The 25,085-nt window shown below is 41.3% G+C and carries 26 protein-coding genes; 8 read left to right on the top strand and 18 right to left on the bottom strand.

From position 1 onward, the window contains the following. Positions 1-45 precede the first annotated feature (45 nt). Positions 46-1,308: a UDP-N-acetylglucosamine 1-carboxyvinyltransferase gene (murA, locus tag ABKW31_RS08485; RefSeq protein WP_348615894.1), complete on the top strand. Its 1,263-nt coding sequence runs from the start codon at positions 46-48 to the stop codon at positions 1,306-1,308. A 45-nt stretch (positions 1,309-1,353) separates the two neighbouring features. On the opposite strand, the gene ABKW31_RS08480 is transcribed toward murA, so the two are convergent. The 3 genes from ABKW31_RS08480 to ABKW31_RS08470 form a co-directional block, all read right to left on the bottom strand. Then, positions 1,354-2,421, bottom strand: a complete 1,068-nt coding sequence (locus ABKW31_RS08480; protein WP_348615893.1) for a trypsin-like peptidase domain-containing protein — start codon at positions 2,419-2,421, stop codon at positions 1,354-1,356. 97 nt (positions 2,422-2,518) lie between these two features. Further along, entirely contained in the window at positions 2,519-3,883 is a 1,365-nt protein-coding gene (locus ABKW31_RS08475) for a DegQ family serine endoprotease (protein ID WP_348615892.1), read from the bottom strand. 75 nt (positions 3,884-3,958) lie between these two features. Then, on the bottom strand, positions 3,959-4,390 hold the full coding sequence (locus tag ABKW31_RS08470; protein WP_348615891.1) for a DUF1043 family protein: 432 nt from the start codon (positions 4,388-4,390) through the stop codon (positions 3,959-3,961). Between the two features lie 232 nt (positions 4,391-4,622). Between ABKW31_RS08470 and zapE the strand changes: the two genes are divergently transcribed. Both zapE and ABKW31_RS08460 read left to right on the top strand, forming a co-directional pair. Continuing rightward, positions 4,623-5,729: a cell division protein ZapE gene (zapE, locus tag ABKW31_RS08465; protein ID WP_348615890.1), complete on the top strand. Its 1,107-nt coding sequence runs from the start codon at positions 4,623-4,625 to the stop codon at positions 5,727-5,729. Positions 5,730-5,852: 123 nt separating this feature from the next. Further along, complete coding sequence (locus ABKW31_RS08460) at positions 5,853-6,584, top strand: YebC/PmpR family DNA-binding transcriptional regulator (protein WP_348615888.1); 732 nt, start codon at positions 5,853-5,855, stop codon at positions 6,582-6,584. A 95-nt stretch (positions 6,585-6,679) separates the two neighbouring features. On the opposite strand, the gene ABKW31_RS08455 is transcribed toward ABKW31_RS08460, so the two are convergent. From ABKW31_RS08455 to ABKW31_RS08435, 5 genes are all read right to left on the bottom strand, one after another. Beyond that, positions 6,680-7,660: a 5'-methylthioadenosine/S-adenosylhomocysteine nucleosidase gene (locus ABKW31_RS08455; RefSeq protein ID WP_348616035.1), complete on the bottom strand. Its 981-nt coding sequence runs from the start codon at positions 7,658-7,660 to the stop codon at positions 6,680-6,682. A gap of 226 nt (positions 7,661-7,886) precedes the next feature. Then, positions 7,887-8,441: a GTP cyclohydrolase I FolE gene (gene folE, locus ABKW31_RS08450; RefSeq protein ID WP_348615887.1), complete on the bottom strand. Its 555-nt coding sequence runs from the start codon at positions 8,439-8,441 to the stop codon at positions 7,887-7,889. Positions 8,442-8,560: 119 nt separating this feature from the next. Beyond that, complete coding sequence (locus ABKW31_RS08445; protein WP_348615885.1) at positions 8,561-8,758, bottom strand: hypothetical protein; 198 nt, start codon at positions 8,756-8,758, stop codon at positions 8,561-8,563. Positions 8,759-8,840: 82 nt separating this feature from the next. After that, positions 8,841-9,269, bottom strand: coding sequence for a CopD family protein (locus tag ABKW31_RS08440; protein WP_348615883.1), 429 nt, complete (start codon positions 9,267-9,269; stop codon positions 8,841-8,843). 19 nt (positions 9,270-9,288) lie between these two features. Beyond that, positions 9,289-10,965, bottom strand: a complete 1,677-nt coding sequence (locus ABKW31_RS08435; RefSeq protein ID WP_348616034.1) for a chloride channel protein — start codon at positions 10,963-10,965, stop codon at positions 9,289-9,291. A gap of 214 nt (positions 10,966-11,179) precedes the next feature. Here ABKW31_RS08435 and ABKW31_RS08430 point away from each other — a divergent pair, with 214 nt between their 5' ends. After that, complete coding sequence (locus tag ABKW31_RS08430; protein ID WP_348615882.1) at positions 11,180-11,887, top strand: DUF6776 family protein; 708 nt, start codon at positions 11,180-11,182, stop codon at positions 11,885-11,887. A 70-nt stretch (positions 11,888-11,957) separates the two neighbouring features. Beyond that, positions 11,958-12,302: an iron-sulfur cluster insertion protein ErpA gene (erpA, locus tag ABKW31_RS08425; RefSeq protein WP_348615881.1), complete on the top strand. Its 345-nt coding sequence runs from the start codon at positions 11,958-11,960 to the stop codon at positions 12,300-12,302. Positions 12,303-12,373: 71 nt separating this feature from the next. Here erpA and ABKW31_RS08420 read toward each other — a convergent pair whose 3' ends face one another. The 8 genes from ABKW31_RS08420 to rpe all read right to left on the bottom strand — a co-directional run bounded on the left by ABKW31_RS08420 (position 12,374) and on the right by rpe (position 20,923). Further along, positions 12,374-13,204, bottom strand: a complete 831-nt coding sequence (locus tag ABKW31_RS08420; protein WP_348615880.1) for a DUF1338 domain-containing protein — start codon at positions 13,202-13,204, stop codon at positions 12,374-12,376. Between the two features lie 23 nt (positions 13,205-13,227). Continuing rightward, positions 13,228-14,700, bottom strand: coding sequence for a succinylglutamate-semialdehyde dehydrogenase (gene astD / locus ABKW31_RS08415; RefSeq protein WP_348615879.1), 1,473 nt, complete (start codon positions 14,698-14,700; stop codon positions 13,228-13,230). Positions 14,701-14,702: 2 nt separating this feature from the next. Then, on the bottom strand, positions 14,703-15,737 hold the full coding sequence (gene astA / locus ABKW31_RS08410; RefSeq protein ID WP_348615878.1) for an arginine N-succinyltransferase: 1,035 nt from the start codon (positions 15,735-15,737) through the stop codon (positions 14,703-14,705). Positions 15,738-15,762: 25 nt separating this feature from the next. After that, positions 15,763-16,968 (bottom strand): aspartate aminotransferase family protein, encoded by a 1,206-nt coding sequence (locus ABKW31_RS08405; RefSeq protein ID WP_348615877.1) that lies wholly within the window; start codon positions 16,966-16,968, stop codon positions 15,763-15,765. Positions 16,969-17,230: 262 nt separating this feature from the next. Beyond that, positions 17,231-18,394, bottom strand: coding sequence for an HDOD domain-containing protein (locus tag ABKW31_RS08400; RefSeq protein ID WP_348615876.1), 1,164 nt, complete (start codon positions 18,392-18,394; stop codon positions 17,231-17,233). An 89-nt stretch (positions 18,395-18,483) separates the two neighbouring features. Continuing rightward, a complete protein-coding gene (locus tag ABKW31_RS08395) occupies positions 18,484-19,077 on the bottom strand; it encodes an aminodeoxychorismate/anthranilate synthase component II (RefSeq protein ID WP_348615875.1) in 594 nt (197 codons plus the stop codon). Between the two features lie 124 nt (positions 19,078-19,201). Next, positions 19,202-20,209: a tryptophan--tRNA ligase gene (gene trpS / locus ABKW31_RS08390; protein ID WP_348615874.1), complete on the bottom strand. Its 1,008-nt coding sequence runs from the start codon at positions 20,207-20,209 to the stop codon at positions 19,202-19,204. A gap of 30 nt (positions 20,210-20,239) precedes the next feature. Beyond that, positions 20,240-20,923 (bottom strand): ribulose-phosphate 3-epimerase, encoded by a 684-nt coding sequence (rpe, locus tag ABKW31_RS08385; protein ID WP_348615873.1) that lies wholly within the window; start codon positions 20,921-20,923, stop codon positions 20,240-20,242. A 320-nt stretch (positions 20,924-21,243) separates the two neighbouring features. Between rpe and ABKW31_RS08380 the strand changes: the two genes are divergently transcribed. The 3 genes from ABKW31_RS08380 (at position 21,244) to ABKW31_RS08370 (ending at position 22,649) form a co-directional block, all read left to right on the top strand. Continuing rightward, positions 21,244-21,927, top strand: coding sequence for a TorF family putative porin (locus ABKW31_RS08380; protein WP_348615872.1), 684 nt, complete (start codon positions 21,244-21,246; stop codon positions 21,925-21,927). A 202-nt stretch (positions 21,928-22,129) separates the two neighbouring features. After that, positions 22,130-22,432 (top strand): hypothetical protein, encoded by a 303-nt coding sequence (locus ABKW31_RS08375; RefSeq protein ID WP_348615871.1) that lies wholly within the window; start codon positions 22,130-22,132, stop codon positions 22,430-22,432. A gap of 7 nt (positions 22,433-22,439) precedes the next feature. Then, positions 22,440-22,649: a DUF2970 domain-containing protein gene (locus tag ABKW31_RS08370; RefSeq protein WP_348615870.1), complete on the top strand. Its 210-nt coding sequence runs from the start codon at positions 22,440-22,442 to the stop codon at positions 22,647-22,649. Positions 22,650-22,710: 61 nt separating this feature from the next. Here the strand turns inward: ABKW31_RS08370 and ABKW31_RS08365 are convergent, their stop codons facing one another. Next, positions 22,711-23,535 carry a Dam family site-specific DNA-(adenine-N6)-methyltransferase gene (locus tag ABKW31_RS08365; RefSeq protein ID WP_348615869.1) on the bottom strand — a complete coding sequence of 275 codons (825 nt, stop codon included), beginning with the start codon at positions 23,533-23,535 and terminating at the stop codon, positions 22,711-22,713. Positions 23,536-23,615: 80 nt separating this feature from the next. Next, complete coding sequence (locus ABKW31_RS08360) at positions 23,616-25,070, bottom strand: DamX protein (protein WP_348615868.1); 1,455 nt, start codon at positions 25,068-25,070, stop codon at positions 23,616-23,618. Between the last annotated feature and the right edge of the window lie 15 nt (positions 25,071-25,085).

The following is a 25,085-nucleotide window of genomic DNA, read 5'->3' as shown; positions in this document are numbered from 1 at the left end:
TCCTCCTTTTTAGTCCTATTTCCTCCGTCAACCTAGAGCCTGTTTATGGATAAATTAATTATAGAAACTAGTCCACCATTGAGTGGTAGCGTAAACATTTCGGGCGCAAAGAATGCTGCCCTGCCGATATTAATGGCAAGTATTTTAGCCGACTCGACTTGTTATTTTGACAATGTTCCAGAGCTTCGAGACATCCATACTAGCTTATCCTTATTAAACGAAATGGGCGCAAAAGCTGAGCGCATGGATGGCCAATCTGTGGTGATCGACCCGAGCCGCATCAATAACTTTACTGCTTCATATGAATTAGTAAAAACCATGCGTGCCTCCATTTTAGTGTTGGGGCCATTATTAGCCAGATTTGGGCAAGCAAACGTGTCTCTGCCGGGCGGCTGCGCGATTGGTGCACGACCTGTTAATCTGCATTTGACCGGTTTAGAACAAATGGGGGCAAAGATTAATGTTGACGCAGGTTTTATTCGAGCCTCGGTAGAGGGAAGACTAAAAGGTGCCCACATCGTTATGGATGTTGTAAGCGTAGGCGCAACTGAAAATCTGATGATGGCAGCCAGTCTAGCGGATGGTGAAACCATTCTCGAAAATGCTGCCCGTGAACCTGAAATTGTCGATTTAGCCAACTGTTTAAATGCTATGGGTGCAAAAATCACCCATGCAGGCACTGATCGTATCGTTATCCAAGGGGTAGCCACTTTACAAGGTTGTCGTTATAAAGTCTTACCCGACCGTATTGAAACCGGCACTTTCTTAGTTGCTGCAGCGATGACTGGTGGGCATGTACGATGCGAGAATGCTGCGCCTAATACCCTTGATGCAGTGTTAGACAAGTTAACCAAAGCAGGTGCATTGATCACTACTGGTGACAATTGGGTTGAGCTTGATATGCGCGGTAGAGCGCTTAAGAGTGTTAATATAAAGACTTCACCACATCCGGGTTTTCCTACCGATATGCAGGCACAATTTGTCGCTTTAAATTGTATTGCTGAAGGTGTTGGCGTTATAACAGAGAATATTTTTGAAAACCGTTTTATGCATGTACCTGAATTGCAGCGCATGGGCGCACAGATTACCTTAGAAGCCAATAGTGCAGTGTGTGATGGTGCGTCTAAGTTAAAAGGTGCACAGGTTATGGCCACTGATTTGCGTGCCTCAGCCAGTCTCGTCATTGCCGGTTTAGTCGCACAGGGGCAGACTATAGTCGACCGCATTTATCATTTAGACAGAGGTTACGAGCATATTGAAGCTAAGCTTAATGGCTTAGGAGCTAATATAAAACGAGTTAATTATTAAGTCGTTGTTGCTCGATTAAATGGCTTGTAGGTGTATTGAAAACACCTACGTCAATTCCGCGACAACTATCTTTATGCTCAGCAGATTGTTGTTGCGATTGACTTGCAATTCCATGGTTTTGCCCGGAAGTGTATTGCTGATAAATTCTAGGGTTTTTCTTAGGTCATTGGCCGCCAAACTGTCTACTGACGTTTTTACTGAAACGACAATATCACCCACTTGTAAGCCTGCCGATTCTGCTGGGCTACCTGAGGTAAGTGATGTTACGAGGATACCGTCGCCCAGCGGGTTTTCTTCTCCGCCAAAACCAAGTACACCACGGGTAACCTTGCCATTGGCAATAATTTCATCCATCACTTTTTTAGCCAGTGTGTAGGGAACGGCGAAAGAGACCCCATCGACTTCTTTCACTCTGCGACGACTATCTAAGGTTTTAAAGTTGGCGTTGTTAATACCGACCAAATAGCCATTGCTGTCAACTAAGGCGCCACCTGAATTGCCCTCATTGAGCACGGCATCGGTTTGAATGTAGTCAAAATACATTGCGAGGGAGCTTTGACTAAAACGGCTAACAATACCTTGCGTAATGGTCTGGCCCAAATCGTAAGGGTTGCCAATCGCTAGTACGACATCACCTACGCGAAAATCTATTTCGTCTTGTTGAGGAATGACGTGTAGGTTATCTGCTGTTATGCTCAGAACAGCTAAATCAGTTATTGGATCTTTACCGATAATCTGCGCCTCGACTCGGCGGCCATCTTGTAAACCAACTAATATACTATTGGCATTTTCGATGACATGCTGGCAAGTCAGTATGTAGCCCGTTTCAGTCATAATAACGCCAGAGCCAATACTGATACGCTCTACAGGCTGGCGACGATTGAAGCTAACCGTATTATCGATACTTTGGCTATAGATATTCACGACAGCCGGACCCGCTGCATTAACAGCATGGTTAAAAGAGAGTTTTTCTTGAGTTATTTTTTGAGGACTAAATAAAGCCCATGAAATTTCACTGCCTTTACGTAAATCAGGTACCAATAATAAAATGATGCTTGAGACAACAACACCGATAAGAATAGATTTGACAACAAAGGAAATTGATTTTAGCACTGACAGATAATTTTATTTTTTTCATAGATGGGCGAAGAATAGCACTGAAATCAGTGAGTTGATAGCAATCTACTGATTACTATCAACTCACTATCACTTATCTTATAACTAGGTACAAAGATGAATCGCCGCGTATTACGCTCAGAGCGATGACACCTTTTGCACTATCTAGTGCGCCGCGCAAGGCTACTACGTTATCCACTTTTTGACGATTCACACCAATAATAACATCTCCGTCTTGCAAACCAATCATAGCGGCGGGTGAGCGAGCAGCTATTTCTGAAGTAAGCACACCTTGATCACCTCGTTTGGTTTTGCCATTGGTTAAAGTTGCACCTTCTAAGGCTGGATGTATTTCTTTGGCAGCCACTACCGCTTGAGTCGCATCGCCTAATACCACATTAACAGAGACTTTTTTGCCTTTACGTAATAGGCTTAACTCAATTTTGCTGCCGGCTCCCTTGCTGGCAACTTTAGCGCGGAGTTCTTGGAAACTAACAACTGCAATACCGTTAATTTCGGTAATGATATCACCGGCTTGAATACCGCCTTTTTCAGCGGCTGAGTCTGGCGATACCTCACTAACAAAGGCACCTTTGCTGACATTGAGATTCATTGCTTCGGCCAAACCTGAATCAACATCTTGACCAAGTATGCCCAATAAACCACGACGGACTTCACCAAATTCAATAATCTGATCAACTAAACTTTTCATCATATTGCTCGGGATAGCAAAACCTATGCCTACATTACCGCCGTTTGGTCCAAAAATAGCTGTATTGATACCGACCAGCTCGCCTCTCAGGCTCACTAATGCACCACCCGAGTTTCCTCGGTTGATAGCCGCGTCGGTTTGAATAAAGTTCTCATAACCCCCAATATTAAGCCCTGAACGACCCAAAGCACTGACAATGCCCGAGGTCACAGTTTGGCTGAGGCCAAAAGGATTACCAATTGCTACTACAAAATCACCAACGCGAACTTTGTCCGAATCGGCTAAAGGTAAGGCGATTAGATTCTCTGGTTCTATTCTGAGAAGCGCAATATCGCTTTGGGCATCAGCTCCCATCTTTTTAGCGATGAGCTCGCGACCATCAGTTAGGGTAACAGTGATCTCAGTGGCATTCTCGACAACGTGATTGTTGGTCACGATGTACCCTTTGTTAGCATCAATAATGACGCCCGAACCTAAACCCTTAAATGGCCGTTCTTGCACTTGCTCTTCAGGTGCACCGAAAAAGCGCTTAAACACTTCAGGTACCTGCTGGCGGGATACTTGTGTGCCCTCTACCGATATGGTTACGATGGCTGGAGTTGCTTTGTCCAACATGGGCGCCAAACTGGGCACTTCCGCTTTATCTTCCGAAAAAAACGGTAGGGCGGCATTGGCTGACGTTTGCATGGTAAGTGTTGATGTCATCACGAGACAGACAGCAAACATACGATTAACTACTTTATTCATCGATTAAAATCTCCAATTTAGCCTTAATTTAATAACACTACAGTGACTCTCTGGCTGATAAAAAAGTTCACAACCTTAATTACTGGATTTATTCTCTTTAGCTCCTGAAAACAAACCGGAACCTTGGGATGCAAAATCTAAAGGTTGAAAATCAGTAAGGGTTTTGTCTTTGCTAGGCGTCTTACTATTTTGGCGCAAGTAGGCATCAGCTTGTTCGCCAAAATAGTTAAGTGAAGTCGCTGTTTCTGTGGTGTTCAGGTTAACAATGAGCTGCTCATAATCATTAATTTGCTGGGTAAGTGCTGCCGCTTGCTGGGTCAGTTGTTGCACGGTTTGCTTAGATTCGTTAACGTGAATAGTCGCTTGTTGGATCATTAACTCCTTTAAAGTTTGCTCATTTGCGGCATCTTCATTGGTTAATAATTTTCTCTCATTGACAAACTTTGCAACAAAATAGCCAATAAGCCCACCCACTAACAGTAATAAAATACTAATCAACCATTCCATCTTAACTCCTTAACGATTAACAAATTTTGCATCAAACTCTGAAATTCATCAGATGTATTTAGTAACAAACTGTCCTAGGCCTGATTGCTCAGAAACTAGTTCATGTTGTTTTTTCACTAACTTTGCGGTTTAGGTATATTATACGCTCTGTCGTTTTAATGCGGTCATTTTATTTGTTATCAAGTATGCATTTTTGGTCAATAACGGAAGTTCAAAGGAAGTAGATTGCGCTATGTTAAATGTGAGTCCCTGGCAAAAATATCAAAATGATTTAGAGGAAGAAGGGTTTCATTACGATCCTGCGCAAGAGTATGCGGTAAAAGAATTGCAACGCTTGTATGAAGAGTTAACCCAACCAGAAAAAAAACTGACTTGGCGAGTAAAGTTACAAACTGCTTTTGGTAAGAGTTTGAAAAAGCCAAGTATCCAAGGTCTGTATTTTTGGGGCGGAGTGGGTCGAGGTAAAACCTATTTGGTTGATACCTTTTATGAATGTTTACCTTTTGGGCGTAAATTACGCATTCATTTCCACCGCTTTATGCATCGGGTTCATCACGAACTAAAGGGCTTACATGGTCAGTCTGATCCCTTAAAAATCATAGCCAAAAAACTGGCTGCGGAAACACGAGTTATTTGTTTCGATGAATTCTTTGTTTCAGATATCACCGATGCGATGATCTTAGGTACTTTGATGGAAGAATTATTTAGTCACGGTATTGTATTGGTTGCGACATCGAACATTGTACCGAATGACTTGTATCGTAATGGATTACAGCGCGCCCGCTTTTTACCGGCGATTGAACTTATTAATCAAAATACCCGTGTTGTTAATGTAGACAGCGGTATTGATTATCGTCTCAGAACGTTAAAACAAGCAGAAATTTACCACTTTCCAGCAGACGCGCAAGCTATGGAAGATTTGCATTTGTATTTTAGGCAACTCGCCCCGGAGCAGGGCGTCGAGCGGCAAAGTATTGAAATTGAAGGACGCCTAATTCCAACCATACAATTTGCTGATGGCGTAGTCATGTTCGAATTTAGAGCCATTTGTGACGGACCACGCAGTCAGTCAGATTATATTGAAATTAGTCGTTGTTATCATACTGTCTTGGTGGCGAATGTTGAACAGATGGGGCAAGCGAGTGACGATGTTGCGCGGCGTTTTATTGCTATGGTTGATGAATTTTATGAACGTAACGTAAAGCTGATTATGTCAGCCGATGTTGCCTTAGAGTTTTTATATTCAGAAGGACGACTAAGCTTTGAATTTAGACGTTGCTTAAGCCGTTTAAAAGAAATGCAATCCCATGAATATTTAGCCACTCAACATATTCCTTAACAAGTAATTACTACTGAGTATTGGTATAAATGCCGATCCCCCTTTTTTGCTTTTGTACTCTGGGCTGAAAGTGGGTAAAATCCGCGCCAAATAGTATTAAATAGCTAATTAGCAGAGAATCTTATGGGAAGAAAATTCGAAGTTCGTAAAGTGGCAATGGCCAAAACGGCCGGTGCTAAAACTAAAGTTTATTCAAAGTACGGTAAAGAAATTTATATCTGTGCTAAAAATGGTGGGGCAGATCCACAAGCCAACTTAGCATTACGCCGATTAATGGATAAAGCTAAAAAGGATCAGGTCCCTAGTCATGTCATTGAAAAAGCCATCGATAAAGCCGTCGGCGGCGCGGGTGAAGATTTTGTTCCCGCGCGCTACGAAGGGTTTGGCCCCGGTGGCTGTATGGTGATAGTTGATTGTTTGACGGACAATAATAATCGCACCATTACTGACGTACGTAATTGTTTCACCAAAACTAATTCTAAAATTGGGGCGCCTGGCACCGTAGGCCATATGTTTGACCATCAAGCCATTTTTGCCTTCAAAGGCGATGATGAGGATGCGATACTCGAAGTATTGATGGAAGCTGATGTTGATGTGACAGAAGTTGAGTGTGAAGACGGTGTTGTGACTGTTTATGCACCCCATACTGAATACAACAATACCAGAACTGCCTTGAGTGAACATAACCCTGACATTGAATTTGATGTAGAAGAAATTATGTTTGTACCGCAAACAGAAACCATTGTAAGTGGAGATGATGTAGCGGTATTTGATAAATTTATGGATATGCTGCAAGACTGTGACGATGTGCAAGACGTATATCACAACGCGACTGTGGAGCGTATCGAAGAATAAGTTTAATGAGGATTACAGCCAAGAGACTAAGCAAAAAACCGAGTAACGATTAACTCGGTTTTTTATTGTTAGTACCTAGTACCTAGTACCTAGTCTTAGTCACTTTCTGGATAAGCTAGTACAATCTCATCCAACAAACCTAAAAGTAACTTTGCTCCGGTTCCTGAAGCGATACCATCAAATACATTTTCAACATTTTTTCCTTGCTGACCCCCAGCTAAATCGCTGATAGAGCGAATGACTATCCAGTCTACGTCATTGACAAAACAGACTTGGGCGACGGCTGCTGATTCCATTTCAGTGACTTGAGCGTTATACACTCTTTGTAACCACTGACGATATTGCGCGTTATCTAAAAATACCGAGCCAGTTACGCCATTACCACCCACTTTAATATTAATAGGGTGGCCAGAAGGCATTAAAATAGGTTTGATATTTTTAATAGCTTGTTGGCTTAACTCAATTAATTTGGGAGTTGCGCTGAAATAGGGCATTTGCTGTGGCTCATCCCAGCCTTGTTTGATGACTGCCATTTCTTCTGGATGAATATAACCAAAGTTTTCGTAGGCAGGAGAGTTAGGATCTTGCTTTCTACGTTCTTTATAACTCTCTAATGCGGATTCATAATAGTCGGGTAGCACAAATTGACCGGGATTTTTCTGATCGGGATTAACATATACCGACTCGTCATGGAAATACCATCGCTCTGGAATTGCAATATCCCCTGGATGAAATTCTGGGTTAACCGCACCCGCTATACCCATCATAACAACCCGTTCAATAGGAAAGTAATCGAGGGCCATCTGGATTGTCATGGCTGCATTAGGCACACTTATGCCCGTGGTAAAGATGACTATGGGTTCACCTTTATAATGACCTAATTGATACTTTACCCCCTTAAACGTTAAGGTTTGCTCAATTTTTGCGTCACTTAATTGGCTAATAGCGGCATCTATGGCTTTTATTTCTGGTTCATAGGCAGCGACGATGGCCGTCCATTTATTTGTGGTTGAGAAGGTCTTAGGGCCATATTGTTCGACGCTTTGTGCCTTGAGTGCCGGACTCAGGGTAATCATCAAAAATAATAAGGGGCTTATAGCGTTTTTTAGTTTTGCTTTCATCTGTTTATACTTCTCATTGCTGCGACTGAATTGCCCCTTTTGGGTGCAAAGTATTAGATTGGTGCTTTGATTATTTGGTCAAGCTGACCGAATGGTCAGTTTTGGGCAATAAACCTCAAAGTAGCTCTGCTTATGATAGAAACATGCCAACTTGCGCTCAGGTTTAATTTTGAATATTTTCTTATTTGCCAATTAAGCGCAAAAATTCATCTCGTGTGGCGGCTGAGCGGCGAAATGAGCCTAACATTACCGATGTCACCATTGATGCGTTTTGCTTTTGCACGCCTCTCATCATCATACACATGTGTTTACCTTCCATAACAACCCCAACACCTAAAGCTCCGGTGACTTGTTGAATGGCATCAGCTATTTGTTTGGTTAGACCTTCTTGGATTTGTAAACGGCGGGCATACATGTCGACTATTCTGGCAAACTTAGACAAACCGAGGACTTTACCCTGTGGAATATAGGCAATATGACAGCGACCAATAAAGGGCAGAATATGGTGTTCGCACAAGGAATAAAATTCAATATCTTGAATGATCACCATTTCATCCGTATCGGCTTCAAATATCGCACCGTTGACAACAGTACCGAGATCACTTGCATAACCATTGGTCAAAAACTGCATGGCCTTAGCGGCGCGTTGAGGGGTGTCAATGAGACCGTCGCGATTAACATCCTCACCTAGAATGGACAATATTTCGCTATAATGTGTGGCTAATTTTTCTGACATGAAACACTCTCAACTAAAAAAAGCATAGTACTTGCTTGATGAAACTTCGCGATGTGACATTGGTCGCATACGAAGTTAGATCTCCTACTGTGCCACAAAAATGCGATTACATTGATTAACTAACGAACTCTTGGCTTTTTTTCTAAAGCTAAGCGCATTTCTGTTACATAGCTGTCCAATGCATATTTTGCTTGCTCATAATTCAGAGCACAATCATCTGAGTTAGGCTGCTCTTTAAGTAATTTAAAGGCATTATCCGTATTTTTTAACAATAATCTTAGTTGGTACTGGGAGACATCCATATCTAATCTCAACATAATAACTATAGGTTAATAGCAAAGTATCACAGCTTTTTGTTAACACAAAATTAACTATAACAATGCTCAGTATAAGCGCTACTTAAAACGTTTTTACTATGGCCAAACAAACTATAGCGAGCAAAACCAATACAGGTGCTTCATTTAATACTCGATAGAAACGACTTGAATGTTGGTTGTTATCCACTGCAAATTGTTTCAATAGTTTTAACAAATAAAAATGGTAGCCATACAAAGCAACAACTAATAACAGTTTGATATGCAACCAAGTTGATATTTTAAACCACGCCAAACCATAGCTATAAATAAGCCAAAGTCCAAATATTAAGGTGAGAAAGGCAAAAGGTGTGACAAACCACCAAAGACGACGTTCCATTATCTTGAACTGGTCTCTCACACTTTGGTTGTCTGTTTGAGCATGATAGACGAACAATCTTGGCAAATAAAAAATCCCTGCCATCCAAGCTATCATAAAAAACACATGTAAGGCTTTTATCCATAATATCGACATAAATGTTTATGATCCCTTGTTAATAAATCGCTTGATGTAAGTAGTTTCGCAGTTTATGCCAAGTGATCACACCAATTATATCAGCGGGTACATGGTTAAATACAAAGACGGCGCCGTCTCTTGAAGCCTGCAATATTTCATACACTTCAGCCAAGGTTGCTTGTCCGCTAACGCCCTTGATTTTAGTGTAAATTAAGGCTTCTGAATTTTTTTCCAGACTGACATTAAAATGCACCAGAGCATACTCAATATCAATATTTGAGTCAGTACAATGCACAACAGGGTGAGTTGGTGCGTCTTGTAAAAAAGCTAAAATTTTCGATTTTTCTGCGTCTTTAAACAATTGAAACTCATTATCCATTACCGCCAATACGCCGGTTTTTTGCAGAGATTCCAGCACTGGCGAAGTGGTATAGGGGAGTTTTTGATAATCTAACTGGCGGATAAAAATAGAGCTATTGCCTAAATACTGGGTAGAAGTAACGTAGGCCGGTACGATAACTAAAATCGCCGGTAGTATGAGCTCAGGGCTAAAGGACAATTCCATCACGGCAGATAAAGCGGCTAATGGGGCATGCACAACCGCCGCCATTAAGCCTGCCATACCGAGTAATGAAAAACTGCCTGTAAGTTCACTACTATCGACCATAAACAAACCCAACGGACTTGAAAGCAAAGCTCCACTTAACATACCAATGACAAATACCGGTCCCATAACACCACCCGGCACACCGAGACCGATAGCGACAATGGTGAGGATGAACTTGGCGACCAATACGGCAATTAGTACCGAATACTGTTGGTTGGAGATTAAGCTGTCTGTGTTTCCAAAATGAGCACCTAAGGCTTCAGGCAAATAGAAACCAACAACACCTGTCACCGCGCCTGCAATAAGTAGGCGTTTTATCATGTTAAAGCGGTTAAAGCCGCGAATAATGTGCATCAATGAATTATTGAATACTGAAGCCAAGCCCCCGAGTACGATACCGCACAAAATTAAATACAAATAAATCCAATGACTAAATTCATTGAATTGAATAAAAGATAACTCATGGGTGCTACCGAATACCAAACGGGTCATAACACTGCCACACGCTGCCGCCAGCATTATGGGAATAAAAATATGAATTTTGTATTCACGCAACACCACTTCCATTACAAAAATAACCGCGGCAAAGGGAGTATTAAACGAAGCGGAAATACCCGCTGCAATACCACAACCTGATAAAATACGAATACTGTTGTAAGGTAATTTCAACCATTGACCAAAAAAGCTACTACCTGCGGCACCCAAATGCACTGAAGGGCCTTCGCGTCCGACCGAAAACCCTGAGGCTAAGGCGATAGTGCCACCAATAAACTGGTTGATTGTGGTACGTGTGGGTATTTGTCCAAAATAATGTTTTACCCGATGTATAACAAAGGGAATGCCCATGCGGTAATGTTTGAAACCGGTTAGATAAGCAATGAAAATTATCGCAACGGCAGCAATAACGGGCATTATTAAACGATGTATGGGCGACAACTCTGCGAAGTTATCTACTTCAGTTAAATAGAGTAGTTGCAGCCATTCGATGCACAAACGAAAGAGGATAATAAGGGTTGCGGCGCTGATACCACCTACAATGCCTAATAAACACAGTTGAATGGAGGTGCGTGGATAAGCCAATTCTTTTCGAAACGCTTCTAGCGTTATCATGCCGTTACCATTTTCCTTAGTATGAATGGATGATTTTATCACAACATATTGTAATAATTGATGTTATGCAAAATTTTAGCTAAATGTTGATGCATCTACTCAATCATTTTGCTCCTTATTATTGACAAGGACTTTCTCATGTTGCATACCCTTAACTTTGACATTAGCTAATTTACATTGATCACTTTGCCATTTAAATAGGAAGTAAGTCTTGAACTTTTCACAATTGAAATTGAAATGGGGAGCCTTTAATTCCTATATTTTTATACTCATTACTAGCGCAGGTTTAATTTATCTCGGTTTCTGGATGGGGAACTATGTTTATAGTGAGCAACAAAAAGAAATCACCAGTTTAAAAAGTAGTTTGAACAACGTTAAAGTTGAAAATGAGAGAGTAAATAAGCAACTGAATATTTTGCAAGTTGAGTTCGATGTGCTCAACTTGGCTCAGCAGAAATATTTTACTGAAATAAAACAAGGCATAGATCGGGAAAGCACCTTACAAAAAGATCTGGCATTTTATCAGCAGGTCATGGCACCAGAGTTGACTCAGCAAGGTTTTATTATTGATGCATTTAATGTCGAAAAATCACTTAGTGATCGTTCTTATCGTTTTGAAATTGTCCTGTTGCAAAGAGATAAAATTAAAAATACCTTAAAAGGTAATCTTGATATTACCTTGGTTGGCAGTGAGGCTGGGCAGTCAAAACAATATAGTCTACATGGCTTATTAGTTAATCCTGAGCAGCAGATGACTTTTAGTTTCAAGTACTTTCAAGTTGTGGAGGGCGAGTTGCAACTACCCGAGAACTTTCAAGTTGAAAAGGTGTTGATACAGTCCGAAATATTTCAATTTAATCGCAAAAAAGGGGAACTACTTTCTAGTTTTGACTGGTTGGTGACTAATACTAGTGAATAGTTGACCAAATTACTCAAGTACTGGATAATAGGCCTATGTTTTATTATATACCAAAGAGTTGAGGCTAGTTATGTCGGCGCAAACCGCTTTTCCTATTGAATTCTCCGACGCTGCTGCCAAAAAAGTAAAGGCTTTAGTTGAGGAAGAAGAAAACCCAAACTTAAAACTTCGGGTTTATGTAACTGGTGGGGGGTGTTCTGGTTTTCAATACGGTTTCACTTTCGACGAAAAAGTCAATGAAGGTGATACAACGATCGATAACAATGCGGTGACATTGGTCGTCGATCCCATGAGCTTACAATATTTAGTGGGTGGCAAAGTCGATTATACCGAGGGATTAGAGGGCTCACGTTTTTTAGTGAATAACCCCAACGCAACAACAACCTGTGGTTGTGGTTCGTCCTTTACTGTTTAGGTACTAGTAGATAGTACCTTCAATAAAAAACCCGCTTATCAGCGGGTTTTTTATCAACTTGAGAGCTCAGATTACATAGTAATACTGGCATTAGTGCTTTCAAAAATTTTGTCCGCAGAAGCGGCTACAAAACCTCGATAGAGCTGGCCGTTAGCCATTGGGTAACGCTGAGCAAATTCATAAAAGCAGCTGGGCACGCTCAGTTCTGCATCATTTAATGTTACCGACACTTTATCTGCCATAGTTGAAGATTGGGCTAACAATACCTCTGGTCCACCTTTAATTTCACCACCGGATTGATTCAATACGAAACCTGCTTTGGTCAAGGCTAAATTTAAATCGGCTAATTCAGTAAAATGAGACAGATGATTGACACTGACGGTAAAATGGTTTGCTCTGAATCCCCAAATCGACATCCAAGCTGCATATTCAGACTCTGCCACTAAGCTTGCATAATCTGCAGATGATATCTGCCAATGGGCGCCAGAATATAAAAAGTCAGCTTGTTCAGCAGCGTCACTCGCTACCGCTTTTACCATGTTGTAGATAATTTTTTGCACGTTTTCAGGCATCTCTTCCACTAATAACTCGCTGATAAAAACCTTGGGTAATGTATCATCAGGATGTTCAAAGTGTTTAGCGACTAATTTTTTTTGTTCAAAAACATATTGACCTTGCTCGGTATAACCTAAAGCCAAAAAGTGTTGGGCCAGCTTGTGCAAATTAATATGAGCAATATTAAAGGTACGCAGGGCAATATGATCATTAATGATCGCTACTTCGCCAGCGTTATGACTTGCTTCAAATGAATTTAACAAATCATGGATCTTCTCTGCAGAAGGGGTAATTGCTACATAGTTTTGCCATAAATTGGCAAATAAGTCATTAACATTGGTATGCATAAGAGTGCAATCTCACTTTAAAATTAAATATGTAAACCCGGGCTCAAACTGCTGGGTAAGGCCACTTTATCCAATTCCACCGAAGCAACTGGATAGGCACAATAATCGGCAGCATAAAAAGCGCTCGCACGATGATTACCACTCTCACCAATTCCACCAAAAGGCGCTGCACCACTGGCGCCGGTGATAGGACGATTCCAATTCACAATGCCCGCTCTGATGCGCTGATAAAAGTGTTCATAATCTGCTTTGTCGTCTGCCAGCAAACCAGCTGAAAGGCCAAAACTGGTATTATTGGCCTCATCTATCGCTAAATCAAAGTCATCGTAGCGGATCACTTTGAGTAAAGGACCAAAATGCTCCTCATCAGGCAGGGTATCCAGAATGTTGCTCACATCAACGATGCCAGGGCTCACAAAACCGGATTCAATATCCACATGTTTTAGTTCAACTAAGCTTTTAGCACCTAGATTGAGCAATTGTTGCTGCGCTTTGACCATTAAGGCTGCGGCATTTTTTGAGATCATGGCGCCCATAAATGGCTGGGGTTGTGCGTCATATTGCCCAACTTTTATGGCCAGCGTCACTTCGATAAGTTTGGCTAAAATTGCGTCACCTTGGGCGTTGTTTGCTAAAAACAAACGTCTGGCACAGGTGCAACGTTGACCAGAGGTCACAAATGCAGATTGAACAACATCGTGCACTGCGGCATCGATATCCGTCACGTCTTTAATAATGAGTGGATTATTACCGCCCATTTCAAGGGCGAGGATTTTGCCAGGATGACCTGCATACTGTTCGTGTAATATTTTACCGGTGCGAGAGCTGCCAGTAAAAAATAAACCATCAAGACCGGGGTGAGCCGCTAAAGCTTTACCCGTTTCAACTTCACCTTGCACAAGGTTCAATACGCCATTAGGTAAACCGGCTTGCTGCCACAGCTCAACCGTACGCTCTGCAACTAAAGGTGTAAGGTCACTGGGTTTAAACACTACCGTGTTGCCAGCTAGCAAGGCAGGCACAATATGACCATTAGGCAGATGACCAGGAAAATTATAAGGCCCAAAAACTGCCACAACGCCGTGAGGCTTATGCCGAATAAAGGCTTTGCCAAGTGGCATCGGGTTTTCAGTGGTACCGGTACGTTGTAAATAGGCTTTTTCTGACAAGCCTATTTTTCCTATCATCGAGGCAACCTCGGTGATTGTTTCCCACTGAGGTTTGCCAGTTTCTTGTGAAATGGTAAGAGATAGAGCCTCTTTGTTGGCCGCTAATAACTCGCCAAATTTACTTACTATCGCCAAGCGCGCCTCAAAACCGAGTTGACTCCAGCTGATAAACGCCGAGCGTGCCGCTGTCACGGCCTGATCAACCTGCTGTTTATCTGCGCTAAGCGCTTGCCAGATAGTTACTTTTTTAGCCGGGTCAATAGAGTGAATAGGATGGCCAAGGCCAGCTAGCCACTGACCGTCGATAAAATGGGTATGATTATTCATTTTTATGTCCTGAATGTCGTTGGTGCGAAGCGGATCTCTTCACCGTTGTCTATTCCGAGGGCTTGTGCGGCCGCTTGACTGATAAAAGCAAGGTCATTTTCATCATCAATACTCAGTCGTGTGCAGACACCTCTGACATCTGCTACTTTGGTATTGATGGCAAAATATTCACGCCCTTGAACCGCTAATTTGTCATTGATCTTAATCGGTAATTTGCAACTCGTTTGGGCAGTGCGAATGTGCTTCAAATTAGCTTCTACGGTTGGACCTGCATCAAAAATGTCCACATATCCACGGCAAATAAAGCCTTCTTTTTCTAACATCTGTAAAGCGGGGCGCGTTTTTTCATGCACTTTACCAATAACCGCTTGTGCTTGCTTACTTAGCAAACTGACGTAAATAGGGTATTTGGGCATGAGTTCTGCGATAAATTGCTTTTGACCAATACCCGTTAAATAGTCAGCTGTGGGGAAGTCCATTGAAAAGAAATGTTCTTCTAGCCATTGCCAAAAAGGTGATTGGCCGTTTTCGTCACTAATACCACGCATTTCGGCGATAACCGTATCTGAAAAACGCTCTGAGTGTTCCATCATAAATAAAAAACGAAACTTAGAAAGCAATCTGCCGTTGTTACCTTCACGAGCATTTTGGCGCAAAAATAAAGTACATATTTCAGATACGCCCGTGTAGTCATTGCACAAGGTTAGTATGTCTACCGTATTGTAAATATTTAGTTCACGCGAGGCATGCACCACCTTGCTTAAATGATAATGATAAAACGCGTCATCTAAACCTACGGTAGAAGCAATACCACTTGTACCTACAACTTCTGCGGTTTCTGTTTCTTCCATCACAAACAGATAACTCTCGTCACAAGGTTCCGTAATTTCTTTAGCAAAGGAGAGTTGCGACTGCTCAATTTTGCGCTTTAATAATGCTTCATTGACCGGCAAGGAGGTAAACCCGATGCCGGATTCATTGGCAATATCAAATAATGCAGCATAATCATTGCTTTGAATTGGTCGTATAACTTTCATGTTCGCATACTCACTTGATTGTTACTTAAGCATTAACAACTTTCGCGACAGCGCGTTCAAATCGGGCTAAGCCTTCTTTGATATCTTCATCAGGAATAATTAAGGATGGCGCAAAACGTATAACATTGGCACCTGCAATTAAACACATTAGCTGCTCTTCGGCCGCAGCTACAAGAAAGTCTCTTGAACGACCAGCGAAGGTTTCATTCAGCGCACAACCCAGTAATAAACCTTGGCCACGTACTTCACTAAAACAATGGTATTTTTGATTTATCGCTTCAAGTCCTTGACGGAACACTTGCTCTTTGTGCTTGACGCCATTTAGCACTTCAGGCGTATTAATAATATCAAGTACGCGTTCAGCAACAGCACAGGCTAAAGGATTACCGCCATAAGTGCTGCCATGGGTACCTACTTTTAAATGTTCAGCAATTCTTGTTGTAGTCAACATTGCACCGATGGGAAAGCCGCCACCCAGTGATTTTGCTGTTGTCAGAATATCAGGTTCAATACCTAGGCCCATATAAGCATAAAGTTCACCTGTACGACCTACGCCAGATTGCACTTCGTCATAAATCAAAAGTGCATGATATTTTTCACATAAAGCCTTAACGCCTTTGGCAAAATCATCAGTTGGACTGATAATGCCGCCCTCGCCTTGCAGAGGCTCCATCATTACAGCGCAGGTATTATCTGACATAATTGCTTCAAGTGCGGCTAAGTCATTAAACGCAACATGATCTATGCCACCCGGCTTTGGACCAAAACCATCAGAATAAGCGGCTTGTCCGCCTACCGTAACAGTGAAAAACGTACGACCATGGAAACCCTGTTTAAAAGCAATGATTTGTTGTTTATGTTCACCGTACACATCTAAGGCATAACGACGTGCTAATTTTAAAGCCGCCTCGTTTGCTTCTGCGCCCGAGTTAGCAAAATAAACCCGTTCTGCAAAAGTAGCGTCAGTTAATTTTTTGGCTAGACGCAAGGCAGGTTCGTTGGTCAGCACATTACTCAAATGCCACAGTTTGTTACCTTGCTCTGTTAAGGCTGCTACTAATTCGGGATGACAATGCCCAAGTGCGTTCACAGCAATACCACCAGCAAAATCAATGTATTCTTTGCCCGTTTGGTCCCATATTTTAGAACCCAGCCCTTTGACGGGGATCATTGCTGCTGGATTGTAATTGGGTACCATTACTTCATTAAATAAATCGCGAGTGACATTCATAGTGCTACCTTTAAAATTGCGGCCGATTGGCTAAAAAAAAGTGCTGTAGTATTACAGGAAAAACACAGTTTGTCTTCCCCTTGAATAAGAGCAACTCCTTATATTTAAAGGCTTTCATGTAAATTTGCAGTAATAGTGAATAACTATTTAATAAGCTGCATAGAATGTGTGTCGAGTGATTATGATGAACCCTTCATTCGTCAAGTGAATGAGGGGTTTTAGCTTAAAATTGTTGGGTTTGAATGATTATGCGGAAAAAAAATTATTTATTTAGTGTAACTAAATTCAATGTGCGTATATCGGTGGTCTTTAATAACTCTAGCGCCCCCTTTGGCAGGCTTAACTCGCGGATAAATGCTTTTGCTTCGTCAACATCAATTAGGCTATTCATTTTCAATAATCGGTAACGACTATACCCACGAGCTTGTTTTAATGCCAATCCCAGCGGAGATATCTCCTTTATTTCCTCTTTACTGGCTACTTCTTGCATAGCATCAGCGATAAATACCCGTTTTAAATTCATCATTTTGATTAAGTCAGCACTGGTAGATAAGGCGTAGCTGTCTAACAATTGGTTTAAAAACTCACCAGAAGGTTCTAAACGCGATATGGCATTGTGTTGATCATGCAGTTGCGCGTTTTGTGCCTCTACCAAAGCTTCTCTTTGCACAAGGTCAAATAATCTAAAATATAATCTTACAACAACAATTGACCCCATCATTTGCAACATACCGACACTAAAGGCATTGTTCTCATCAATTTCATACAGCGAGGCTAACTTACGCGACACTATGGCGGTTGCCAGAGATTCTTCCCAAATCCTGTTTTTAATCTTGGGGTAGGGGTCGGTAATTTGAGGAAGCCACCGTCGAATCGACAAGGATAGGACTACGGGATTGAGATTTTCAATGCCAAACATATTTAAAGCAACCCGCAAACTATCAATCAGTATGGTTTTACCCTTAGTGTCTGTTCGGCGGTATTTAGGTTGATTAGCCAGTTTTAGCAATTCCTGATAGAACCACGGTATTTCGCTCGCTAGAGACTCAATGCGAGAAATAGTAGCTGCTTTTACACTTAATAAGTCGATGAGTTCAGGAATAGCATTTTCAATACCAATAACCTTTTGATAAATGTTTTCGGTATTCTTCAACTCTTCAACCAAACGCTGTTCAATTTTTATATTCAACAGGTTTAGGTTTTCTTTCAGAAAATTGATAGTTTGTTTTTGATTGAGGTCTTTTTCTCGAATTGCTTGTTTTTCGACTCTTAATAGACTCCGCACCGTTTTACTTTGCTCAATCTCTATAACGCTCAAGGTTGGCTTATCTACATTAAGTAAATTAGCCTGTGCGGTCTTAATATCTAAAAAGAAGCCATGATATCGTTGGTTTACTAGCGCTTGTATAGTAGAGATGTCAGTCATTTTATTATTATTTTTTAAAGTCATTAAAAGAAAAGTTGTCAGGCAATAAATTTTATCTAACGGGGCATTGTGCTAGAAAAGTACCTTAACTAAAAGCTTTTAGTGTCACTGAGCTTAAGAAAGTTAGCTAGAATCTGATGGCCGAATTCAGTTAGTAGGGATTCTGGATGAAATTGCACTCCCACAAGCGCTAATGAATGGTGCTCTATTGCCATAACTTCGAGCGAATTATCTGGTTCTTGGCACCAAGCGCTAATATTGAATTCTGTTCCAATGCTTTGTGTTTCGAGTATTAAAGAATGATAACGAGTGGCTATAAAACTGGGGGGAATATCTTTGAATAAGGCACTACCATTATGCTGAACCAAGGATGTTTTGCCGTGTTTAATATTCTGCGCACGGCTGACTTGACAGCCAAATACTTGACCAATCGCCTGATGCCCTAAGCACACGCCTAGCAAGGGTATTTTACCGGCAAATTTTTCTATCGCTGCCAAGCTAATACCGGCCTCGTCCGGGGTACATGGCCCAGGTGAAATAACCAAGTAGTCTGGGTTTAACTTAGTGATGCCCGTGCAATCAATCTCATCATTTCGAATGACGCGCACTTCTTGACCTAACTCAACAAAATATCGCGCCAAGTTGTGAGTAAAGGAATCATAGTTATCGATCAACAGTAACATCGGTGATTAGCCTAAAATTTCCTAGGTCGAGTGTTTAGTTTATACAAACCAGTCTTTTTGCCCTCACCACCTAAAACCTTAATTGAATCCATGTTTTGGTGGTGCAATTAATATGCAGATGATTTTACAAGGGGCGGGGTACAAAACCCACTGCTTCATAAACTTTAGCTAAGGTTGCTCCTGCTTTACTTCGCGCTTTTTCAGCGCCACTTCGCATTATTCTGTCTAACTCTGTCCTATCGTCACGTAACTCCGCATAGCGTTGTTGAATAGGCTCTAATAGTGCGACAACCGCATCTGCGACATCGGTTTTTAAATGACCATACATTTTGCCTTCATATTCAGGTACTAATGAATCGATAGAGCGGTTGGTCGAACACGAGAGCAAACTGAGTAAATTAGATACGCCGGGTTTTTCGGCAACGTCAAAATAAATGCGTGCTTGTTCATCTGAATCCGTCATGGCGCGTTTGATTTTTTTGCTAATGGTTTTTGGGGCTTCTAATAAGCCGACAAAATTATTCGGATTGTCATCTGATTTCGACATTTTTTTGGTGGGTTCTTGCAAGCTCATTACACGAGCACCAAATTCTGGGATATAGGGATCGGGTATGGTAAAAATTTCACCGTGTATATTGTTAAAGCGGGTAGCGATATCCCGAGTGAGTTCTAGATGTTGCTTTTGGTCTTCGCCAACCGGTACTTTATTGGCTTGATATAACAGAATATCTGCTGCCATCAGTGCCGGATAACTATAGAGCCCAACGTTGATATTACTAATATTTTTAGCTGACTTATCTTTAAACTGTGTCATGCGATTGAGCTCCCCCATTTGCGCATAACAGTTCATTATCCAGGCTAGTTGAGCGTGTTCGGGCACGTGGGATTGAATAAAAATGCTGCTTTTAGCCGGATCAATGCCGCAAGCAATATACAAGGCAAGGCCATCTAAACACGCTTTGTACAATTCCTTTGGCTCTTGTCTAACCGTAATAGCATGTTGATCGACCAACATATACAAACACTCGTTGTCGTCTTGCATGCCAACCCATTGGCGCAGCGCACCAATATAATTACCAATAGAAAGTTGTCCGGATGGCTGGCAGCCGCTTAGTACGATAGGTTTAGTCATAATAGCTGTATCTACAATAGTTGATGAATATTAACAAAAATTTGCTTTTGCCAAGGATAGTTCGTGGCGCATTGCTTGGATTACCTGCTGATAATTTGGCTGGTTAAAAATCGCGGAGCCGGCTACAAACATATCCGCACCCGCCTCAGCGATGCTGCGGATATTATCGACTTTTACGCCACCGTCAATTTCTAATCTGATATCAAAGCCAGATGCTAGGATCATTTGTTTAATTTGTCTGAGCTTGACCAAGCTGTGAGGGATAAATTGTTGACCGCCAAAACCAGGGTTTACTGACATCAGCAAAATATGATGCAGCTTATGCATAACATCCTCAAGACAGGTTAATGAGGTTGCAGGATTGATAACTAAACCGGGTTTACAGCCTAAATCGACAATTAACTGTAGGCTGCGGTCCAGATGTTTCGATGCTTCTGGATGGAAACTAATCATGTCGGCGCCGGCAGCAGCAAAGCTTTCTATTAAAGAATCAACCGGTTCAACCATCAAGTGCACATCAAGTTGTGCGGTGATGCCATAATTTCTGAGCGCCTTACACATCATGGGTCCAAAAGTGAGATTGGGCACGTAATGGTTATCCATTACATCAAAATGAATGATATCAGCACCTGCTGCTAATACGGTGTCAACTTCTTGGCCAAGTCTAGCTAAGTCAGCCGATAAAATTGAAGGCGCAATCAAAAATTCTTGCATACATATTCTCTTTACCAATAAAGCCTATACTTTACAGAAAAAAAGCCTTTTAACATAGAGTTAGCGGTCGCACCATTAGGGCGCGTATGGTTTAAAATGGTGCAAAAAAACACAGATTGCTCTCAATGGTTTCGCTAATGAAAAACTATAAAATAAAAATAATCCTTATAAAACAATAGCTAAAGTATTTTTTGTGCTTCAATTACAGTGTGCTATTTTTAGGCATTAGATTTGCGTTATCTGTGACATAAAACTATAAAAACAACGACAGAATCTTAAGTCAACACACTTAAAATATTATAAATAAAACTGGAGTACACATGAAAACTTTAAAATTAAGCGTTATCGCTGCATCCGTCTTAGCTGTATCTGGGTTTAGTTCGTTTGCCTCTGCTGAGGTAAGTGCTAACTTTGGCGCAACCAGCAACTATTTGTGGCGTGGTGTTACACAGACTGGCAATGCTCCTTCATTGTCTGGTGGTTTAGATTATTCAGATGAAAGCGGTGTGTATGCAGGCACTTGGGTAGGGACCATTGATTGGACTGATGAAACATCTGATGCCAAGGGTGCTGAAGTAGATTTCTATGCAGGTTATGCCGGTGAGTCAGGTGACTTTGGTTACGACGTAGGTTATATCTACTACTACTATCCATCAACAGGTTATGAAGACAGTAATTTTGGTGAACTATATTTTAACGGTAGTTTCGGCGCATTTGGATTTGGCGTGGCTTACACTATTAACAGTGAAGCTGACAACGATGCCCCTTTTGGTACAGGTGACCTATATTATAACGTGAGCTATGGTTTTGACTTACCAAATGAGTTTGCTCTTGGTTTAACTTACGGTTATTACGACTTCGATACCCCTACTAGTGAATCTGACTATGGTCATTTCCAAGTAGATTTAAGCAAAGGTGACTTTACCTTTTCTTTGTCACAAGCGGACAAAGAATCTGGCAGTGATGATACTAACTTTGTCGTTAGTTGGGGCACAAGCTTCTAATTTGCTTATTTAGCTAATAGTTCGAACCTAAAAAAACCAGTCACTAGACTGGTTTTTTTTATTAAATCTCTATGTATTGCCCATTTATGGGATTTTTTAACTGAACATGAGATGAATGGTGATACTTTTGGGTTAAAGTTGTCTTGTTGTAGTGTAGTACATCAGTATAATGCAACAAATTATGTCAAACGAAGATACCACTATGATCAGGAAGTCAAAAAAGTTGTTTCTATTCGGTGGCAGCATTATGGCTGTAATGCTTACTTATGCGCAATTTCCAAAGGATGAAGGAAGCGTATTTTGTAGTTGTTCGCAAGGCGTTGCTTTTGCCACAGAGCTCCCGATGAGCCACCCCATAAACCGATGTGCTGCAACTGGGGTTGCCCAAGTGAGTTGGACATCTTGGGTTAGTGGCCGTTCAAATTCTTACCAGTTTCACTTCTTAGATTTATTAGAGCTTTTAACTCGTCATTCTGAAGCACCCAAAAACAAGTCCGTGTCTTAAGTGATTTATGACTGAATCAAAAAAACCAAATAAACCTTCCATACTTGATATCGTGAAAAGTGTCGCTGCCAGTGCTTTTGGTGTGCAAAGTGCTAAAAATAGAGAGCGTGATTTCCAACAACAGTCTATCGTGCCTTATATCGTGGTTGGAGTTGTATTTGTCTTACTCTTTATCGCAGGGTTGATTGTGTTGGTGTCGCAAATTGTGCCTAGTTGACATAAGTGTCAATTATAAGGTTAATTTGTTTTTCTTTTGTCTTAAAAACAAAAGCGACTAATTATTCAAGGTGATACAAAGCTAATAATTCACCTACCTTATTTCGTGTCCCCCCATTTTGACTGATAAAGCGGTTAACCTGTAACTCAGTCAGCTGCGCCTCTTGGTATATTTCACGGGTAAATTGCGTATCGTGATTACTAATTAATACTGGGATTTTACGTTCAAAGGCAGTTTTTTCAGCTAATTGTGCTAATAAGCTCTGGCTGCTGATTGAAAACCCGCCACTGGAATAACTATTAAACTTGGCCGTCTCGCTAATGGGGGCATAAGGTGGATCGCAGTATATGACTGCCCCTTTTCTGGCTCGAGTGAATACCTGTTCGAAAGATTGACAGGTGAATGTAGCTTGCTGTGACTTTTCGGCAAAAAACAATATTTCTTTGTGCGGAAAGTACGGTGCTTTATAGCGACCAAAAGGGACATTAAAAATTCCCTTTTGGTTATAGCGGCATAGTCCATTGTAACCAAAGCGATTTAAGTACAAAAATATAACCGCTCTTTCATAAACATCGTTACTTTGGTTAAACTTTTCACGTAAGGCGTAATAACGTGCCTCATCGTTATTCGCCGGAACAAATAAACTGGCACTGTCTGTGATGTATTGATCTGAACGTTTTTGTAGAATTTTGTAGAGATTGATCAAATCAGGATTGATGTCATTGAGCAAATATTTAGGGTATTGAGTATTTAAAAATACCGATCCTGCGCCGACAAAAGGCTCAATGAGTTTATTCGCCTTAGGTAATTTAGCCGTAATTGCTTCAATTAAACTGTATTTACCACCTGCCCATTTTAGGAATGCTCTATTTTTTTTTAAGGCCATAGGGACTAATACAACTACCTAACAAGGAAAAGGATATACCGCGCCGAATTGTAACGAGCATCTGGCGAAACACCAATAATTTATCGCATGTTTGTCGCTATTTCCTGTTGGATTGTATTTGCAGACTTAACAAAGGGCGATTGTGCCAATAAATTAGCCGGTAGGACATCAATTGCTGCTTTGGCTGCAGCGAAACTAGGATAACTCTGCTCTAACAATAACACATGCCAACTACTACCGAATCGTTGTGTCTCATAAGTCCAAGATTGCTCGGAGATTTTTTGTTCATTAATATTTTGCTGCAGTAAGGTATTATCGGCCATCGCCAGCAGTTGAATATAGTAGGTGCCTTTCTCTAGCGTTACGGGCAGTGGTGCTTGCAAGCTTACTTTTGACTGAGTTGCTGCTCCTAGTCCGAGATCACTTGGCGCTATTTTGTCATCTACTTCGCTTATCGTTTGTGCGGCTAGGTTTTCAATGATAGTGCTTGTTTCGATTGATTGGTTTAATTCATTACTGTCATTTTTAAGCGCTAGCTCAGATTTATCCTGTAAGAATTGAGCCGACTTTATTTCAACTTGCGCAATAGCACTTTGCCAGTCAGTTACCAGCAGATCAGCCTCTGACTCTGGCAATGCTTGTGCAACAATTTCAGGTACTAGCAAAGCTGGGAGAACTTCGGCCTTTATCTCAGCTGTTTCCTGCTCGTCTTGTGCGCTTGAAATTGCAAGCTCCTTTGCTTGGGTTTCTTTTACGCTCTGTTGTGGCTGATTAACTGTAAGGGAGCTTTGTTTACCCTCTATTAGTGAGCTAAATTGTTCGGGATATTGCCAGCTAAGAATGGCAATAAACAATGATATGAAAACTAAGATAAAAGCAGCAATCACACTTTTACGTTTTAAAAAGACGATTGGCGTTGGTGGCTTTTGGGCTCTTTGTTGTAGGCGCTCAGCGAATTTTTTACGTTTCGAAGCAATAAGCTTATCAAGGTCTGAGTTTAATTCAGTTTGCAGAGAATCCGCGCTTGTGAGGGTATTGATCAGTAGCGGTTTGTCACCGGATTTACTGCCCAATAGTCGCTGGGTGTCCCGTGCCCATGGTCCTTGGGCAAATATTAATACATTGAGATGTTGTTTATTGTTGTTAAAGCGGCTTTGCAGTACTAAATCCCATAATTCTTTGACTAATTTATTGGGTAAGTTCTCCCCTTTAGTAATACTAATGATTATGGGGCCGTCATGATGATTTAAGTCGGCTAATAGTTGATTTAGGGGCCGATTAAAGTCTGCAGATTGTGTCTTGCTAATCAGTTGTTGATAAAGTTTTTCTCGGTACTTAGCAAGCGGGGTGGTAGTAACTGCAGCGAGTAAAGCTACCTCAATCTGCTCCGTTGACTGCGCAATGAAACTATCGAGTATGTTTGACTGACGAGCAACATCTGAGCTAATAAACATAAGCTGCGAAGAGTAGCTTACTAAATACTCTAATCGGTCTTGTAAATCGGATGCCGCCATAATGTTCTCATTAGTAGTCAATTAACCCCCTTGCGA

The sequence above is a fragment of the Paraglaciecola sp. 25GB23A genome (assembly GCF_040012495.1).
GTDB lineage: Bacteria > Pseudomonadota > Gammaproteobacteria > Enterobacterales > Alteromonadaceae > Paraglaciecola.
Note: the sequence above shows the minus strand (reverse complement) of the source record. Positions and strands in the feature narration are given on the sequence as shown.